Here is an 18,432-nt window from a genome sequence, read left to right as displayed (position 1 = left end):
CGGGGGCGGGACAGCCGGACGCCCTACGTAGCGCCGGTCTGCTGCACGATCCAGGCGTACTCGAAGGCCGCTTCCTTCCACTTCTCGTACCGCCCACTGACACCGCCGTGGCCGGCGCTCATCTCGGTCTTCAGGAGCAACTCGGAGTCACCCGTCTTCGTCGCTCGCAGTGCAGCAACCCATTTGGCGGGCTCGACGTACAGAACGCGAGTGTCGTTGATGGAAGTGATCGCCAGAATCGACGGATAGTCCTTGGCCTCGACGTTCTCGTAGGGGCTGTACGACTTCATGTACTCGTACACCTCCCTGTCCGCCAACGGATTACCCCACTCGTCCCACTCGATGACGGTGAGCGGCAGCGACGGGTCGAGGATCGAGGTCAGTGGGTCGACGAACGGTACGTTCGCGAGGATCCCGTTGAACAACTCCGGTGCCAGGTTGGCCACTGCGCCCATCAGCAGTCCGCCCGCACTGCCACCGTCGGCGACAAGATGTTTCGGCGACGTGCGTCCCGTATCGATCAGGTGCTGTGCCGCTGCGACGAAGTCGGTGAACGTGTTCATCTTCGTCAGCGTCTTGCCGTTCTCGTACCAGTGCCGCCCCATTTCGCCTCCACCACGAACGTGCGCGACAACGAAGACGATCCCGCGGTCCAGCAGCGAGAGCCGAGCCACGGAGAACGCCGGGTCCATCGACGCCTCGTAGGACCCGTAGCCGTACAGCAGCGTCGGAGCAGGCCCCTCGGGAACGTCCTTGCGCACTACGATCGACAGAGGAATGCGCGTACCGTCCGACGCCACTGCCCAATCACGGTGCTGCACGTAGTCGTTCGCGTCGAAATCACCGAGAACAGGCTGCGACTTGCGGAGCAGCAACTCACCGGTCGACAGGTCGTAGTCGTAGACCTGCCCCGGCGTGATGAACGAGGTGTACACCATGCGCAGCATGGGCTGCTTCCACTCCGGGTTCGACCCTGCGCCGACGGCGAATAGTTCTTCCTCGAACTCGAGTTCGCGATACTCGCCGTACCCGTCGGCACCGAGCGGCCAGATCGCCAATCGCGTCAGCGCTTCCCGGCGATAGTTGAGCACGAGGTGGTCGGCGAACGCGTCGACATCCTCGAGTCGAACGTCGTCCCGATGCGGAATCAGGATGGTCTGATTCGACGGATCGTCGACGGGCGCGTCGGCGAGCAGGAAGTTCTCGGCCTTCTCCCCCTCGGTGCCCCAGCCGTTGACGGATCCGTTGTGCTGGATGAGAAATCGATCCTCACCCTTGACCACCGCATGCTCGACGCTGTACTCGACGCCGGCAACCCGAGGGAGTACGACGCGGAATTCGCCTTCGGGATTCTCGGATTCGAGGACGAGGCATTCGGAGGTGATTTTCGAGCCGACCCAGATCATCAAGTACTTCTCGCTACGAGTCGACCCGAATCCGACCCAGTAGCTCTCGTCGGGCTCGTGGAAGACCTTGACGTCCGACTCGGACGGCGTTCCTAGCTTGTGCCGCCACACGGTGTCCGGCCGCCAGGATTCGTCGACGGTCTGGTAGAAAACGTGGCCGTGATCGAAAGACCAGGTTGCGCCGGTAGAGACCTTCTCGATCTCGTCGGGGAGCATCTCTCCGGTCCGAAGATCCTTGAAACGCAGCGTGTACCGCTCATCGCCCTCGGTGTCGGTGGAGTACGCCAGCAGGTTGCCGTCCTGGCTGATGGAGAATGCACCGAGCGAGAAGAAACTGTGCCCCTCGGCTTCGAGATTCGAATCGAGGAGAATCTGCTCGTTCGGCACCGCAGCGTGGCCGGAGAGGTCGGGAGGCGTCCAGTCGTCGGGCGAGGCAACAGGGCAACGGCATTGCAGGCCATAGGACTTGCCTTCGATAGTCCGCGAGTAGTACCACCAGTCACCCATTCTTGTCGGAACGGACAGGTCCGTTTCCTGGGTACGTGACTTGATCTCGTCGAATATCTTTCCGCGAAGTTCCTCGAGGCCGGCAGTCTGCTGCTCGGTGTACGCGTTCTCTGCCTCGAGGTAGGCGATGACCTCGGGGTCTTCCTTCTCACGCAACCACTCGTAGTTGTCGACGAACGTGTCTCCGTGGTGCGTCCGCTCGAGCGGCACTTTCTTGGCAATGGGTGGAGTTACTGTCATGGCTTGACCCAATCGTCGAAGTTGAGGCCCGAAATACGTTCGTAGGCCTCGATGTACCGTGCTCTGGTCGCAGCGACGACCTCGTCCGGAAGCGCGGGAGGGGGTGCGTCACTTCGTCGGTCCCACCCCGACTCCCCCGTCAGCCAGTCGCGGACGTACTGCTTGTCGAAACTCGGTTGCGTTCGACCCGCTTCGTATCCATCGGCGGGCCAATAGCGAGAGGAGTCGGGAGTGAGCACCTCGTCGGCGAGCACGAGATTGCCATCGGAGTCCCGGCCGAATTCGAACTTCGTGTCTGCCAGGATGATTCCGCGGTCCAGCGCGAAGTTTGCGGCGCGAACGTAGATTTCGAGTGTGTCCTCACGGAGCTTGAATGCGAGCTCCTCGCCGACCTTGTCCACCACGGCGGCGAAGTCGACGTTCTCGTCGTGCTCGCCGAGCGCAGCTTTGGCCGCGGGCGTGAAGATCGGTTCGTCGAGTTTGCTCGACTCGACCAGACCGTCGGGCAACGCGACGCCGCACACCGCACCGGTGCTCTGGTAGTCGGCCAGTCCCGATCCGGTGAGGTAACCGCGGGCAACGCATTCGATCGGCACCATCTGCAACCGCTTCACCACGAGGGCCCGGCCGAGCAACTCCCGCGGGATTCGCTCGTCGAGTGGGTCGCCGGCGAGATGATTCACGCCGCCGAGTTGGTCGAAGAAGAACACGCTCATCGCCGTCAGGACGCGTCCCTTGTCGGGTATCGGCGTATCGAGAACGTGGTCGTAGGCGGAGATGCGATCGCTCGCGACGAGCAGCAGATGGTCGTCGTCGACGATGTACAGATCGCGAACCTTGCCGCCGGCCAGATGCTGGTAGCTACTGAGAGTTGGGCGCACGCAGTCAACCCTATCCGGGCCTGGTTTCGGGCCTTCCCGGCGACAGGAGAAGAATGGTTGGTGATGGCAACGAAACAAGAGGTGGCAGGAGTCGGATTCCGCTCCGAACGCGGACCGGTACTCATCGCGTTGATGCTCAGCACGTCCCTCGTCGCGCTGGATTCCACGATCATCGCGACGGCAGTGTTGACGATCGTCGGCGATCTCGGTGGCTTCAGTCAGTTCCCGTGGTTGTTCTCGATCTACCTGCTGGCGCAGGCCGTGTCGGTGCCGTTGTACGGCAAACTCGCCGACCTCTTCGGGCGCAAGAAAGTCATGCTGTGGGGAATCGGACTGTTTCTTCTCGGCTCGATTCTGTGCGGCCTGGCGTGGAGCATGCCCGCGCTGATCGTGTTCCGCGCCATCCAGGGACTGGGCGCTGGAGCCGTCCAACCGATGTCGATAACCATCGCCGGCGACATCTACACGCTGCAGGAGCGTGCGAAAGCACAGGGCTACCTCGCCAGCGTGTGGGCAATGTCCTCGGTGCTCGGACCTGCCCTCGGCGGTTTCTTCTCCGAGTTCCTGTCATGGCGATGGATCTTCTTCGTCAACATTGCGCTGTGCGCGCTCGCAGCGTGGATGCTGATCAGGCGGTTCCACGAAGAACCGGTCAGCGGTCCCAGACCCAAGATCGACTATCTCGGCGCCGGATTGTTGACGGTTGGGGCTACTGCAGTGCTGCTCGGCCTGCTGGAGGGCGGACAGTCCTGGGCCTGGGGGTCTGGCATGTCCGTCGGTATCTTCGCCGCCGGAATCGTCTCGCTTGCGCTCTTCACGTGGCAACAGACCCGCGCCGAAGAGCCCATCCTGCCGTTGTGGGTGTTCACTCGACGCGTCCTCGTCGTCAGTAGCCTGATTTCACTGCTCGTCGGCGCGATCGTGCTCGGTCTGACGTCGTACGTTCCGACGTTCGTCCAAGGTGTTCTCGGCACGGGTGCCATCGTGGCGGGCTTCGCGCTGGCGACCCTGACGCTCGGGTGGCCGATCGCCGCGTCACTGTCGGGCAAGTTCTACCTCCGCTTCGGCTTCCGGGCGACAGCCTTGACCGGCGGCTCGATCGCAGTCGTCGGAACCGGACTTGGCGTACTTATCGGCGCCGACTCGCAGATCTGGATGATCGCGGCCGTCTGCTTCGTCGTCGGACTGGGCATGGGGCTCATCGCCAGTCCGACGCTCATCGCGGCGCAATCGAGCGTCGAGTGGGACGAGCGAGGTGTCGCAACCTCGACGAACATGTTCGCCCGATCCATCGGCAGCGCGGTCGGCGTCGCGATCTTCGGCGCCATCGTCAACTCGCGAGTCTCCGGGGATCCAGCGCCCGAACAGCTGTCCGACGCCATCCACCTGGTCTTCATCGGCGTCGCCGCAGCCGCCGTGCTGATGCTTCTCGCCGCGATGCTCATGCCGGGCCGGGGCCCCGCCCCAGCATCACCCGGCTCCGCCTCAGCACCCTAGAACGGCTCCGCCGGCAGCACCCTAGAACGGCTCCGCCGGCAGCACCCTAGAACGGCTCCGCCTAGGTGGCACGGATAAGTGCACCAGAGGAACCCTAAGTGTGCCACTGGCGGCGTAGCCGCCCCAGAGCCCCAGCCCTACAGCCCCACCCGCTCCAACAGGGCGTCGAACTCCTCGCTCGCCTCGGTCTCGCTACGGCCAGCCTCGAGCGCGCCGTTGTACACGGCGAGGGCTTCTTCCTGGTACTTCTTGTACTTTTCGAGCCACTGCTCCGAGTTCACCCGCCAGTAGCCGATGATCTCGAATTGCCGTACGGGATATCCGACTTCCTTGCGAATGTACTTGCGGACGATGCGTGACGACGCAGCTTCGCCGGCGAACCACACGTATCCCTCGCCTTCCGGCAGGACATACTCGCGCACTGCGGCGTCGAGAACGCTCGCGCAATCACCGTTGCCGGAACCGATTCGCCAGTCGTACGTGACGTCGCCTGCAGTCTCGAACTGCTGGATATCCCCGCGCTCGAGAACCTCGACGATCGCGTGTGCCTTCGCGCCCGCTGGAAGTTCCTCGACGATTCTGCCGAGTGCGGGCAAGCCCGTCATGTCGGCGACGAGCAACTGCCACTCCGCAGAATCAGGAATGTTGTACCAGGATCGAGGACGGGTCCACAGAACTACCTGCCCGACAGCCGCATTCAACGCCCACGTGGCCGCAACGCCCCCCTCGTGCGCGACGAAGTCGATGACGAGAAGACCTGTATCGGTGTCGAATCGACGAACCGTGTAGTTCCGCCCCTCCGGCATGGGTTCGACGTCGTGATACCACCACGTGCCATCGACGTCGGTCATGGCAGGCGGGCGGTCCTCGCCGTCGCGAGCGAAGAAGATGGTGACGCACTCGTCGGGAACCCCGATCGAGGTGTACTCCGCGACGTCATCACCGCCGAATGTCACTCGCACCATGTGGGGCGTGAGTTGTTCGACCTCGACGACCTCGGCGAACCAGTAGCCCTTCTCGGCGCTGCCGTCGATCCGGTTGTCCGTCATGGCATTCCTTTCCTCTGAACATGTACCCCTGAGTCAGCCTTCTACACAGTTGTGTATTCGACGACGGTCGATCCCCACCCCAGTGCCCCGAATCGTGGCTCTCGTGCGCCAGCCTCACGCACGAGAGCCGTCAGTTCGGTCTCGGTTCTCAGACCCGACCCGTACAGGCACAGCCTGCGAAGATCGTCCTCGGTGACGTGGTCGTCGGTGGTCGACGGGTCGAGCAGGTCAGTGACGAGTACGACGCGCCGCGCCGAACGAGCAAGGGTTGCGATCAGCAGAATCGCGTCGGGATCTGGCATCGTGTCGACGACGCCTACGCCCACAGCCAGGTCGACAGGTTGTGCGAGAGGCGTGAACTCACTCGAATCGATACGCGTGACCCGCCCGCGGCGAGACTCGACGATATCGGAAAAGTTCCTGTCTCCCAATGCCGGCAGTCCCACGAGATAGATCTCCAGACGAGGTAGCAGCCTCGCCAGGGTGTCCGCGTACACACCTGCTCCTTCGCCGTACACAGCCACACTGTCCACGTCGGCGAGGTCGACTGCGGTGGGGAGTGCCGGTGATCGGTACAACGCCTCGAATGCAGATTCCTCGTGAAAGCCCGCCGTGAAACCGGGTTCACTGGCCTTGTCGGCGAATCCGTGACCAGCCGCGGGGCTGCCTGTGCGCACAGAGTCGACCAATCCCATGAATGCCATGTCCAGTCGCGTCTGGATGCTGTCGAAGTTCAGTGCCTGCGCAACAGGCCCATCGTCGTCGCCGAGGATCGCCCCTTTCTCGGTCGCGGAGAAGCGCCCAGCGTCGACGGTCAGCAGACCCATGAGCACAAGGTGCCGTAGAAGCTTCGCCGTTGCTCCTGGATGCGAATTGCAGTGTGCGGAGATCTCTTCGACCGAGTCTGCACCTCCGTCGACGGCAGAGAATACTCCCAGCGTCACTGCCGTTCTGATCACGAGCGGTGGCAACAACTCAGAAAGTTCGTGCAGCGACTCGCCGGCACTTGCAACATCCGCGGCGCGGTCACCATCGGCGGCGATGTCACCATCGGCGGCGATGTCACGGCGACGCCAGTATCCTGCGATCTCGACGAACCGCTTGTCCAGGTTCGTGTCGTGCTTCGCCCATCGACGGAGCGGCTTGACCGTCGTCGACTCCCCTGCCACCCATAGATACGGCTGGCCGCGGCGCCACTGTGCGTCCTGCACGGTCTGCGCCAGCCGCGACTCGCCACCATTGTCGGATCTGTACAGCCACGTGATGTCCACGTCGGCGTCGGATAGCAGCTCCTGACGATGTGCGGGTTCGGCGACCTCGATCACTACGGTGGCGGGCAGATCCGAGGGGAGCTTTTCGAGGCAGTGCGCAATTGCAGGCAGAGCGGTCTCGTCCCCCGCGACAAGCATCCAGTCCACCCCGACGGGAAGTGAGGACGAGTGCTTCGGTCCGGCAATCAAGATCTTCTCCCCGGGTCCCACCCGGTTGGCCCACTCGGCAGCGAGGCCGCCCGCGTGGACGACGAAATCGATGTCCATCTCACGAGCATCACGGTCGAATCGACGCACCGTGTAGGTCCGGGAGTACTGGAACGAACCCGCCGGCCAGTCGACAGTCCCGTCCGCCGAGTTCGTAGGTTCCTCGAACGGAAGCGTGCCGGTGACCGGATCGGCGGGCAGCAATTTGATGTCGTCGTCGAAACCACTCGTGCGCACCGCCGGAATCACGATTCCGTCCCGTACATGCTGATCCATCGATGGACCCCCGACCGTCACCCGTCGCATGCCAGGAGTGACGTCCTCGACCCGCAGTACATCGAGCTCTCGCATGCGGATCGGAAAGACCTCGACCTCACGGACGGTCCCAGCCATCGAACTACTCCCTGTGCTCTCGTGTGTCTGTCAGCTGGTGAACAACTGCTGGACGCGGTCCAGCGTGTCCATGACGCCGTCGTAGTCCGGGCGGTAACTGGTAGCCGGAAGCTCGAAGACCTCGCCGGTCGCGAACGCCGGCAGCGAGGCATACAACGGGTCCGCCCGGAGCTGATCGAGGGTACGACCAGCGACCGGGACGACGAACATGGTCGGAGCATCACCAACCTTCGACAGCAGCTCGTTGCTGATGATGAACGAATCTCCAGAACCGTAGAGCTCGGGGTCGTCGGCTTTGGCCAGCACGTCGTCGGCCGATAAACCGACACTCGCCAACAGCTCCGGCAACGCGGCCGTCGGTGGGATGAACGCCGGTTCGTTGGTACTGAGCGACAGCAAGTACGCCACCGGTAATTCGGGGGCGGTGATCGCGGCACCGACCTCGGCGACCTTGTCCTCGTACGCCTCCACGAGGCCGCGGACCTTGTCGCTTTCTCCAGCGGCGTCGGCCACCGCCTCGAGTTCACCCTGCCAGGTGTTGACCGACGACGGAATGAGCACAGTGGGTGCGATGGCCGCGAGCTGGTCGTAGGCTTCGCCTGCGAGCACTGCGGAAAAGCCCTGCCCACCACCGATTATCAGGTCGGGGTGGGCCAACGCAATCGCCTCGATGTCGAGAGTCTCACCTGCCGGCAACTCCTCGGTTCCCTGCGCCTCGGCTTTGTCCGCCCACTGCGGCGGAAAACCGCCGTCCAGGTTGGTCACCCCGAGCAGCCGAGTGTCGGTGATGGCGATCGGAGCGTCGAGAGTGAAGAGGTAGCCTGCCAGACCTGCAGACAGCACCGCGATACGCTGTGGATCTACCGGAACGGCGATGTCGCCGCGGTCGGTGGAGATCACGCGCGTGTCGCTCGTCGCGGAATAGTCAGCACTACCCGAGCCGTCACCGCTGCTGCACGCGGACACGCCGAGACCGAGTGCAGCGACGGCCGCGACCGTGGCAACCGCGCGAATGCTGCTGCGGTGAAATGGTGAGTCGAACAAGACTTGGCCTCTCGGAATCGATCGTGCAGTTGAAACGCGGACGACGCTTCCGCCGGAGACGGCGTACGAGCAGGTCGATGAAGCAGCAGCCGACACAGCCGGTGACGAGACCGACCAGTTGCGACCATATCAGGCTAGGCTGTCCTCACTGATTCGGCGCTGTGGATGCCGATCCACCTGACCCATCCGATGGAGTAACTACACCGTGGTTCGCGGCGCGAGAAACAACGAAGTCCACCCGATCCGCAGCATGGCACGCCACACGCGCTGGCCCAACTGCCTTCCGCGGACGTCCGACGTGGTAGCGAATCGCACATGACCGAGGCCTCCCAGGAAAGGGCAGCGTGGAATCCGCCCAAGCACCTTCCTGTCTTCTTCGACATCCCCGACACCCCGCCGGAACGCCGAATCATCATCCGCGAGAGCATGTCTCCAATGGGACTGGCGGCCTCCATCGTCAGGTCCGCCGGCTGGCACGCAGCCCTCGGTTGCCTGCTCCTGGTCCTGTACAACACGGCGATCACGCTGGTTCCCTTGGCACTCGGCGCGGCGATCGACCAGGGCATCGGACCGGTCACGACCGGCACCCCCGCGGGGGACGCCATCGGCGACTTCCTGCGGTGGATCGCGGTGATTGCCGGGCTCTATGTCGTGATCAACCTGACGTACCGCTTCGGCGGGCGGATCGGTTGGTACGCGGTACAGAGAGCGAAGTACGAGCTCTCCGCACGCGTCGTCGAGCGGATCCTGGACGTGCGAGGCACCGCGGGTGGGCCGCAACTACCCGGGCGACTGCTATCCGTCGCTACATCCGACAGCGATAGAACCAGCAGCGCGATATATTTCGCCATCTATCCACTCGGGAACCTCGTCGCTATCGTCGTTGCGGCGGTCTCGCTGTTCACGATCCACCCGATCCTGGGCCTGACGGTCGTCATCGGGTCGCCACTGCTGCTGGCAGTGATGGCAATGATCGCCAGGCCACTGCGCGTTCGTACCGAACAGGAACAGGAAGGCATCGCCGACGCCGCAGGCGCTGCCGCCGACCTGGTCTCGGGATACCGCGTCATCGCCGGAATCCATGCGCAGCGCGCCGCTGCCGAACATTACCGCGGCGTGAGCCGAGCAGCACTGCGAGGAACGCTGGCCGCCAACAAAGCCGAAGGCGCGCTGATCGGCGTCAACACTGCCCTGACCGGCCTCTTCGCCGGCGTCGTGACCGTCGTCGCCGCAGTGCTCACCTTCGACGGTTCGATTTCCATCGGCGGGCTCATCGCTGCGGCAGCCATGGCCCAGGTGCTTCTCGATCCGCTGCGAATCCTCATCGAGGAGGCCGCGACACTGGGCGCGGAGGTTCTCGCCTCCGGCCGCCGCGTCCTGGACCGACTACACATCGACCCCGATCCCGAGGCCCTCGGCACAGCCGACGTCGCATCCGCACCGACTCTTCGAATACACGGCTCCTCCCTGGTCGAAGCCCTGATCATCGGTCCGGGTGAGTTCGTGGCCATCGACCCGATCGCTGTAGATGCCGAGAGGCTGGTCGCTGCACTGACTCTCACCTCGCGGACCAGCGAGTCCGACGTACTCCACGTCACGCTCGACGATCGCCCGCTGCGCGAACACGCTCCGACTCAGGTCAGGCGCACGATCCTGGTCGCACCTCACCAGTCCGATCTCCTCGAGCCGACGGTGCTCGAGAACGTGACCACCGAACGCGTCGACGCCGATTCGAAGGAACACTCTCGGGCGCTGGCTGCACTGGCCGCCGCGCGCTGCGACAGCCTCGAAAGCGAACTGCCACACGGGTACGACACCCGGGTCGGCGACGGTGGCCGCACCTTGTCCGGTGGACAGCGTCAGCGCGTCGCACTCGCGCGCGCGCTGTATCGGCAGGCTCCGGTACTGGTCATGCACGATCCGACGAACTCAGTCGACTCGGCGACCGAACACGACATAGCGCAAAACATGCGCAGCGCGCGTGGAGGTTTCACCACGATCGTGCTCACGTCCTCGCCTGCGTTCCATTCCGTTGCAGACCGCAGCATCGTCCTCGGACATGAGGGAATGGCACGGGGATCTGCGTCATGAGTAGCACCACCGAGTCGACACCACACCACGAACAACGCCTCCCGGTCGCCGACTGGCGACAGATGCGCACAGAGATGGCCACGCTCGCGGCCGGACGATGGTGGCAAATCGGCGGCATCACACTGCTGCTGCTGATCGCCTCCACCGCGTCACTGGTTCTGCCGTTGACGATCGGATGGATAGTCGACACCGTAACCGGCCGTAGCGAATCGGGGGTCCCCTCCGTCTTCTGGTGGCAGCTGGCTGCGTTGGCCGTCGCGGCGATCGCCGGAGGCGCCGTGCAGTTCTTCGGCATCGTCGCGCTGGGACGCGTCATCGATACGATGGTCGCCGAACTACGTGAGAAGTTCATCTCCGCAACCCTCGATCTACCCGAGGCCGAAGTGGAACGAGTAGGCGTCGGCGACATCGTCACCCGCGCGGCGACCGACACTCGCACGGTCTCCGACGACCTCCCGGGCATCCTGCCGACCCTGGCGTCGGCGATCTTCACCATCACGCTCACGGTCATCGGAACGACGGCGATCGACTGGCGATTCGGTATCGCGTTCCTGCTGGCAATGCCGTTGTACGCCCGCGCGCTCCGCTCGTATCTCCCCTCGGTTCCCCCGGTGTACAGTGCGCTGAGGTCGGCGGACAGCACCCGCGGGGAGCAGATACTCACCACCCTCACCGCTTTGCCGACCGTCACCGCTTTCCACGCCGGACCTGCTCGCGTCGACGGCATCCGTTCCGCCACCTGGGATGTCGCGCAATGGGAGGTGCGAGCCCGCATCATGCAGAACCGATTCTTCGGCCGCATCAACCTAGCCGAGGCGATCTGCTTGCTACTGATACTCGGCTGCGGTTTCCTGCTCGCATCTCTATCCGGGACGACCCTCGGACAGATCACAGCCGCTTCGCTTCTGTTTCTCCAGGTGACCGGTCCGATCTCGATGCTCATGTTCGTCTTGGACGATCTGCAGTCCGCCGCCGCGTCACTCGCCCGAGTGGTCGGGGTCACCCGGAACCCAGTCCAGACATCTCCGACAAACGTTACCGCACAACCTGACTCAGGTAGTGACGATCCGCTCGTCCACGTCGATGACATTCGCTTCGCCTACCGACCGAACCACCTCGTCCTCGAGGGGATCACCATGACTCTGAACGCCGGGGAGCGCGTTGCCATCGTCGGATCGACCGGGTCGGGAAAGACCACGCTGGCCAAACTCGTCGCGGGCGTCCGCGAACCGATCGGGCGCATTCACACCACCGTCGAGCGCAACCACATCGCGTACCTCAGCCAGGAAGGCCGTGTATTCTCCGCGACGCTGCGCGAGAACCTCGCCCTTGCAGCGCCCGGCGCATCGGACGAGGATCTACATGCGGCCCTGTCCACTGTGTGCGCGGACGCGCTTGTGACATCGCTCCCCGACGGACTCGACACCGTGCTCGGCGACGAAGGCCACCGCCTCAGCGGCGCCGATGCTCAGCTGCTCGCGCTGGCTCGCTTGGTACTTCACGACCCACAGGTGGCAATACTCGACGAAGCGACCGCCGAAGCCGATTCGCGAAACGCATCCCTGCTCGACGAAGCAACCTCTCGCGCACTGGCCGGGCGCGCGGCGATCGTGATCGCCCATCGGCTCTCGCAGGCACGTGTCTGCCACCGAATCATAGTGCTCGAGAAGGGGAAGGTGATCGAAGAGGGCAGTCACGACGAGCTCCTGTCCGCCTGCGGACGCTACTCCCGACTCTGGTCCACTTCGACAGCGTCGAGATAGACGACGCCGACTTGCCGTGACCGTGACACCGTATCGCTCCTGGCGCTCCGCGCCAGTGGCACGGTTGAGTGCACCCCACTGCACTTAACCGTGCCACTGCGGCGGAGCCGCAGTCGATCAGCGCCTCGCAAGCGGAATGACGAGCGGTGTGTGCGATTCCGGATCCTCGATGATGCGGCATGGCAATCCGAACACCGATTCGACCAGTTCAGCCGTGATGACATCACCCGGCGCACCGACCGTGACGACTTGTCCGTCCTTCATCGCGATGATGTGGTCGGCATAGCGACAAGCATGATTGAGATCGTGCAACACCGCGACCAAGGTGTTGCCCTGCTCGCGATTGAGTCGAGAGCACAACTCGAGCAGATCGATCTGATGCGCGATGTCGAGAAACGTCGTCGGCTCGTCCAGAAGCATCAGCGGCGTCTGCTGCGCCAACACCATGGCCACCCAGACTCGCTGACGCTGTCCCCCGGACAACTCGTCGACCAGTCGGCCCGAGAGCTCCGAGACACCGGTCGCTTTCATCGCGAACACCACCGCAGCCTCGTCATCCCTCGACCACTGCCGAATGAGCTTCTGGTGCGGATAACGTCCGCGCGCAACGAGATCCGCGACGGAGATTCCGTCGGGAGCGATGGACGTCTGCGGCAGCAGTCCAAGGCGTCGGGCAACTTCTTTCGCCGGATAGGAGAAGATCGCCTTGCCGTCGAGCAGGACGGTACCCGCTTCCGGTTTGAGTAACCGCGAAAGGGCCCGCAAAAGAGTCGATTTTCCACATGCATTCGGCCCGACGATGACGGTGAACTTGCCGTCGGGAATCTCGACCGTCAGGTTTTCGCTGATGATGCGCTTGTCATAGCCGATCGTCACGTCGTCGGCGTGCAGCCGCACCTGCGCCTTCACCCCATCCTCCGAAGCCTGCGTCACTGCTTTCTACCTTCCCGAGCCAACAACCACACGAAATACGCTCCACCGATGGACACGGTCACGACACCGACCGGCAGCTGCGTGGGCGCGAACAGTCGCTGGGCGGCCCAATCGCTCAGTACGAGCAGGAATGCGCCCATGACGGCCGACGGAATCAGCGCGACACCCGCAGTCTTGGTCAGCCGGCGCACCAACTGCGGTGCTGCAAGCGAGATGAACGAAATTGGTCCGGCGGAGGCCGTCACCATTGCGGTCAGGGCGACACCGAGGACGATCAGAATCAGACGAGTCGGCTCGGCACGAATGCCCAGGGCTTTCGCCGCATCGTCACCCAGTTCCAGCATGGGCAGCCGCCCTGCGACGACGGTCAGGATCGGTGTGATGACCATCAATACGACGACGACCGGCCCCACCTGCACCCAGCTCGAACCGTTCAGACTGCCCGCCGCCCACACGGCCGCGGCCATCGCGTCGGCGAGGTCGGCCTTGATGATGAGCCACGTGTTGATCGAAGCAAGAGTCGCACTGACAGCGATGCCGACGATGATGAGGCGAAATCCTTGCACTCCCCGCTTGAACGCGAGCAGATAAACCACTGCTGCAGTGCAGATTCCACCGATGAGCGCGCCCGCGCCGGTCTGATAGTAGCCGCCGCTCATGGTCAGTATGACGATGAGCGCCCCGGTGTATGCGCCGGTGTCGAACCCGATGATGTCAGGGCTACCCAACGGATTTCGCGTCAACGACTGAAAGATCGCACCGGACACACCCAGTGCGCCGCCGAGAAGCAAAGCGAGCACAACACGCGGGAACCGCCATTCCATGACGACGAGCTCGGTGAATCGCGGAGCATCGGAGAAAACTGCGCGCAGCACTTCGGCGGGCGGGATCGACACATCACCCGTTCCAAGCGCAAAGACCGACACCACCAACGACAACAGAACCAGGATCGCGCAGACGAGCACGGGCCGGACACCGATTCGACCGTTGATCCTGTCGTCGCCGAACCGGAGAATGCGTACTCGGCGACCGAAGTCGACCTCGGAATCACCACGCACCGGCTCCACAAGAGTCACAACCTCTTCCGATTCACTCCGCAGGCTCCGCTCACAGTCTCCATCGATTCACTCCGCAGGCTCCGCTCACAGGCCACTCACCTTCTTGCGACGGACCAGCAAGATCAGAACCGGCGCACCGACGAACGCCGTCACGATGCCCACCTGCAGCTCACCCGGTCTGATCACGATGCGTCCGACGACATCGGACAACAGCAACAGGCACGGCGCTGCTGCCACGGTGTACAGCAGAATCCAGCGCTGATCGGGACCGACGAACCACCGAACCATGTGCGGAATCATCAACCCGACGAAACCGATAGGTCCAGCTGCGGCCGTCGCCGCACCGGCAAGCAGGGTCACCGCGACTATTCCGATGACCCGGGTGTTCCTCACTTTGGCACCGAGCGAATGCGCGAGATCGTCGCCGAGCGCGATGGCATTGAGCGGCCTCGCGATGACGAATGCAAGGACAAGTCCGAGAACCACGAACGGGCTGATGGCGAAGGAGATGTCGAGCCCCCGGCCGGACAGCGACCCAGCTCCCCAGAAGCGCATCTTGTCGAACGCCTCCGGGTCGAGCAGCGTCAACCCCGTCGTGATGCCACCTAGCACCGCACCGAGAGCGATGCCTGCCAACGTCAGCCTGATGGGCGTCGCGCCGGCTCGCCCCATGGACCCGACCGCGTACACGGCGACGGTCGCGACAATGGCACCGAAAAACGCGAACCAGATGTACGACCAGATTCCGGAAAACCCCAAGAACCCGACCGCCAGTGTCACGAAGAACGCCGCACCTGCGTTGACCCCGAGAATTCCGGGGTCGGCCAGCGGGTTTCGCGTCATCGCCTGAATGAGCGCACCACTGACTCCGAGCGCGACCCCGACGATCAGGCCGAGAACCGTTCGCGGCAGCCGCAGTTCACGAATGATGACGGCGTTGTTCGAATCGTCGAACGCGACGAGGCCGTTCCACACTTCGCCGAGTGGGATGTATTTGGTACCGACCGCGATACTCAGCAAACAGATGACACACAGAAGGCCGATGACGGCGAACAGTCCTAGAGTGCGCCGTGCATTGGTCTTGGCGAGTCCGCCGGGAGTGGTCGGACTCTCCAGTGGCCCGGAAACCGGTCCTTCCAGGTGATTGTCGCCACCTGGTGTGTTCGCCACCGTAGTCATGGACGTGCTCCCGACATCAACCCAGCAGTTCGGTGCAGAACGGACACTTCGGCCTCATCGGAGCACGTTTCTGCCTGAATCAAGCACTCTACACAGTCGAATTAGGATAGCCATACCACCTTGGCGCGCTCAGCGAACTACGGCATCGCGGTAGCGCTCGTCGTTCTGCGCGAAGTCCTGGTGAGTGCCCTCGGCCAGAACCTTGCCTGCGTCGAGGACGACGACGCGATCGACGACACTGAGCAACGACGGGCTGGATGTCACGATGATGGTCGTGTGACGACGCTCGCCGTCATGGCGTAGCGCGACAATGCCTTCCGCGATCGCGTGCTCGGTGACGGCGTCGACTGCCGTCGTCGGATCGTGCAACACGAGTACCGGAGGCTCCGCCGCGAGGGCTCGTGCGAGGGCCAGCCGCTGACGCTGACCACCGGACAGGCTCGCGCCACGATCGGTGACCGCGTGGTCGAGCCCTGCTGGATTGGCGGCGAGGACATCGAGGCTCGCCGAATGCTCGAGTGCGAGATCTACCACGGATTCTCGTCCGTCGGTTACTCCTACTCGAACGTTGGATCCGACGGTGCCCGCGAACAAGTCATGTCTGTGCGGCTCGACGAGCACTACCGAACGCGCGCTTGCCAGTTCGATCTCCTCGATCGGAATACCGTCGAGCAGCAGGCTGCCGTCGTAGTCGGTAGGCGAGATCTGGCCCGACACGACCTCGACGAGCGCCTCACTGTCCTGCGGCGAATACGACACGACGCCGACGAGCTCGCCGGGTCCGATATCGAGCTCGAGACCGCGAAGGCTGCGGTGCCGGATCCCGCGCAGCGCCACCGATGGCAGTTCCGAAACCGAGTGCTCGCCCGACGTCACGAGCACGTCTGCATCCAGTACCAACGCCAATCGGTCTGCGGAACCGCGGGACATGGCCAGGGTCTTCGGAGCCAACGCGAGCGAGGTGAGTGGCTCGATGATGAACTGCGACAACCCGACGACAGCAATGAGATCACCGATGGAAATGTCGCCTCGCAACGCGAGCCAACCCGCCCCACCGGCGACGGCTACGGCGAGAAGGGCGCTGATCATCGTCGACGCGGTCTGGTACAGACCCATGACCTTGGCGACACGAAGGTTGTCCGACAACGCTTTTCGGCTTGCCACCCGATACCTGTCCGAGGCAGTGTTCTCCGCGCCGATACCTCGGAGCGGCCTGATACCGCTGACCAGATCCGTGGCCATACCCGACGCCCGAGCTGTCGAAGCCTGTGCCGCCTCGACTTTCCGGGCGATGAGCGGTCCCGTGGCGTGAAGGACGACGAGGATGATCGGGGTTCCGACGAGTACCGCTAGTCCGAGCGGGACATCGATGACGAGCAGTGAGACCGCCGCGGTGGTGGTGGCCACCAGTGAACCGACCACCCACGGAACGATTTCCAGTGACACGGCCGTTTGGTCGGCATCGGACGTCGAGACGGTCAGTACCTCGCCCGATCGAAGGTCGGTGCGAATGCCACCCGGGTGCAGGACCTTGGCGACGGTTTCCACACGTAGGAGGTGTGCTTCCTGCAGCACGGACGCCTCGATGAGACGTGCACCGTGTCGCCATCCGACGGTGATGACGACGAACACTGCCGCGAGACCGAGCAGGGTCACCAACAGTGAATTCACGCTGCCGGTGGCCACTGCTCGGTCGACGACGACGCCGATCATGACCGGCACCATAGTCTCGGCGATCTGGTAGAAACCGTTGAGAACTGTTCCTGCGGCCAGTGTTCGGGAGTTCCGCTTCAGGGCGCGTCGGACGAGCGCGCCACCTGTGCGTTTCGGACGGGACTTCCCGAACACTTCTTCCTCCAGTCGATCGTGGTGTTATTTGGTCAGTTCGGTAAGGAGTGCGTCGGTAGCGTACGGCAGGCTCAGCGCGGTGCTGGCGGTCAGTGCAGCACCGACATAGGGCGCTGCGTCGTCGCTGACGTAGACGACCTTGTTGTTCTTGACCACGTCGAGCTGCTGGAAGTTCGGGTCGTTCTGCACGGCCTGCGCCACATCGGGGTTTCCGATGACGACGAGGCGGTCGACATCGAGCAGATCGAGACGCTCGTTGGAGATCTGAGCGTTGAACTCACCGTTCATGAGCGCGTCGACGTCGGCTGCCGGCTTGAAACCGAGGCTGGTCAGGATGCGTCCACGCGTGTCGTCGGACGAGAATGCGTAGTACTCGGGGGTCGCGTCGGCGACGACCGCGACAGCGGTTTCGTCGGCGAATTCCGGGTGCGCAGCCTTGGCGTCGGTGAACCTCTGCTCGATACCGGCAACGAGTTCCTTGCCCTCAGCTTCCTTGCCGACGGCCTTCGCGGCTGTCTCGGTGGTGATCTGCCACGGAGTTGCGTAGTCGCCGTAATCGGCACTCTTGGCAACGGTCGGGGCGATCTCCGAGAGCTGCTCGTAGAGGCGTTCGTCGATACTCGAGTACAGCGCGAGAATCAGGTCGGGCTTCAGCTCGGCGATCTTCTCGACGCTGAGCGTTTCCTCGGGATTGGATCCGACGACGGTGGGCTCGTAGCCGTCCCACGCTGCGGTCACCCACGGCCATGTCCGGTTCACGTCGGGCTCACCCGGGTACTGGTTGACCATGCCGACGGGCTTGATACCCAGCGCGAGCAGTGCCTGCTCGTCGTTGTAGCCGACGGTGACGATGCGCTCGGGTGCCGACTCGACCGTCGTGTTCCCCCACGCATGCTCGATCGTGACAGGGAACGCGCCGTCGCTCGATACCGAGGAGCCCGACGTCGACGCGGTGTCCGATCCGTCGTCGGAGGAACTGCACGCAACGAGCGCGACACTCGTCATGGCGACAACCGCCATCGCCGCGAGGCGTCGTCCTCGAACCCAAGACTTCATTGTGTCTTC

Annotated in this window: 13 protein-coding genes; 3 read left to right on the top strand and 10 right to left on the bottom strand. The window is 63.7% G+C overall.

Annotated features, from left to right (window positions below; genetic code table 11):
• Positions 1 to 23: 23 nt before the first annotated feature.
• Together ACODSO_RS07725 and ACODSO_RS07720 are read right to left on the bottom strand one after the other, a co-directional pair.
• Entirely contained in the window at positions 24 to 2,153 is a 2,130-nt protein-coding gene (locus tag ACODSO_RS07725; protein ID WP_489036230.1) for a S9 family peptidase, read from the bottom strand.
• Positions 2,150 to 3,034, bottom strand: coding sequence for a phosphoribosylaminoimidazolesuccinocarboxamide synthase (locus tag ACODSO_RS07720; protein ID WP_489036229.1), 885 nt, complete (start codon positions 3,032 to 3,034; stop codon positions 2,150 to 2,152). Before ACODSO_RS07720 ends, ACODSO_RS07725 begins: the two co-directional genes overlap by 4 nt.
• Positions 3,035 to 3,097: 63 nt before the next feature.
• Here ACODSO_RS07720 and ACODSO_RS07715 point away from each other — a divergent pair, with 63 nt between their 5' ends.
• Entirely contained in the window at positions 3,098 to 4,531 is a 1,434-nt protein-coding gene (locus ACODSO_RS07715; protein ID WP_489036227.1) for an MDR family MFS transporter, read from the top strand.
• Positions 4,532 to 4,668: 137 nt separating this feature from the next.
• Here ACODSO_RS07715 and ACODSO_RS07710 read toward each other — a convergent pair whose 3' ends face one another.
• The 3 genes from ACODSO_RS07710 to ACODSO_RS07700 are packed head-to-tail and all read right to left on the bottom strand — an operon-like array spanning position 4,669 to position 8,495.
• A complete protein-coding gene (locus ACODSO_RS07710) occupies positions 4,669 to 5,580 on the bottom strand; it encodes a siderophore-interacting protein (RefSeq protein ID WP_489036226.1) in 912 nt (303 codons plus the stop codon).
• Positions 5,581 to 5,621: 41 nt separating this feature from the next.
• A complete protein-coding gene (locus ACODSO_RS07705; RefSeq protein WP_489036225.1) occupies positions 5,622 to 7,451 on the bottom strand; it encodes a siderophore-interacting protein in 1,830 nt (609 codons plus the stop codon).
• A 30-nt stretch (positions 7,452 to 7,481) separates the two neighbouring features.
• Complete coding sequence (locus tag ACODSO_RS07700) at positions 7,482 to 8,495, bottom strand: ABC transporter substrate-binding protein (protein WP_489036223.1); 1,014 nt, start codon at positions 8,493 to 8,495, stop codon at positions 7,482 to 7,484.
• Between the two features lie 315 nt (positions 8,496 to 8,810).
• Between ACODSO_RS07700 and ACODSO_RS07695 the strand changes: the two genes are divergently transcribed.
• Both ACODSO_RS07695 and ACODSO_RS07690 read left to right on the top strand, forming a co-directional pair.
• On the top strand, positions 8,811 to 10,586 hold the full coding sequence (locus tag ACODSO_RS07695) for an ABC transporter transmembrane domain-containing protein (protein ID WP_489036221.1): 1,776 nt from the start codon (positions 8,811 to 8,813) through the stop codon (positions 10,584 to 10,586).
• Complete coding sequence (locus ACODSO_RS07690; RefSeq protein ID WP_489036220.1) at positions 10,583 to 12,349, top strand: ABC transporter ATP-binding protein; 1,767 nt, start codon at positions 10,583 to 10,585, stop codon at positions 12,347 to 12,349. Before ACODSO_RS07695 ends, ACODSO_RS07690 begins: the two co-directional genes overlap by 4 nt.
• A gap of 117 nt (positions 12,350 to 12,466) precedes the next feature.
• Here the strand turns inward: ACODSO_RS07690 and ACODSO_RS07685 are convergent, their stop codons facing one another.
• The 5 genes from ACODSO_RS07685 to ACODSO_RS07665 all read right to left on the bottom strand — a co-directional run bounded on the left by ACODSO_RS07685 (position 12,467) and on the right by ACODSO_RS07665 (position 18,423).
• On the bottom strand, positions 12,467 to 13,282 hold the full coding sequence (locus ACODSO_RS07685) for an ABC transporter ATP-binding protein (protein WP_489036218.1): 816 nt from the start codon (positions 13,280 to 13,282) through the stop codon (positions 12,467 to 12,469).
• Positions 13,279 to 14,358 carry a FecCD family ABC transporter permease gene (locus ACODSO_RS07680; RefSeq protein ID WP_489036217.1) on the bottom strand — a complete coding sequence of 360 codons (1,080 nt, stop codon included), beginning with the start codon at positions 14,356 to 14,358 and terminating at the stop codon, positions 13,279 to 13,281. Before ACODSO_RS07680 ends, ACODSO_RS07685 begins: the two co-directional genes overlap by 4 nt.
• 66 nt (positions 14,359 to 14,424) lie before the next feature.
• Positions 14,425 to 15,519, bottom strand: a complete 1,095-nt coding sequence (locus ACODSO_RS07675; protein WP_489036216.1) for an iron chelate uptake ABC transporter family permease subunit — start codon at positions 15,517 to 15,519, stop codon at positions 14,425 to 14,427.
• 129 nt (positions 15,520 to 15,648) lie between these two features.
• Positions 15,649 to 17,367: an ABC transporter ATP-binding protein gene (locus tag ACODSO_RS07670; RefSeq protein WP_489036215.1), complete on the bottom strand. Its 1,719-nt coding sequence runs from the start codon at positions 17,365 to 17,367 to the stop codon at positions 15,649 to 15,651.
• Between the two features lie 24 nt (positions 17,368 to 17,391).
• Positions 17,392 to 18,423 carry an iron-siderophore ABC transporter substrate-binding protein gene (locus ACODSO_RS07665; protein ID WP_489036214.1) on the bottom strand — a complete coding sequence of 344 codons (1,032 nt, stop codon included), beginning with the start codon at positions 18,421 to 18,423 and terminating at the stop codon, positions 17,392 to 17,394.
• Positions 18,424 to 18,432 lie beyond the last annotated feature (9 nt).

Source organism: Rhodococcus sp. FG69, from assembly GCF_057808915.1.
The sequence above is the reverse complement of the archived record's forward strand: the minus strand, read 5'-3'. Positions and strand labels throughout refer to the sequence as shown.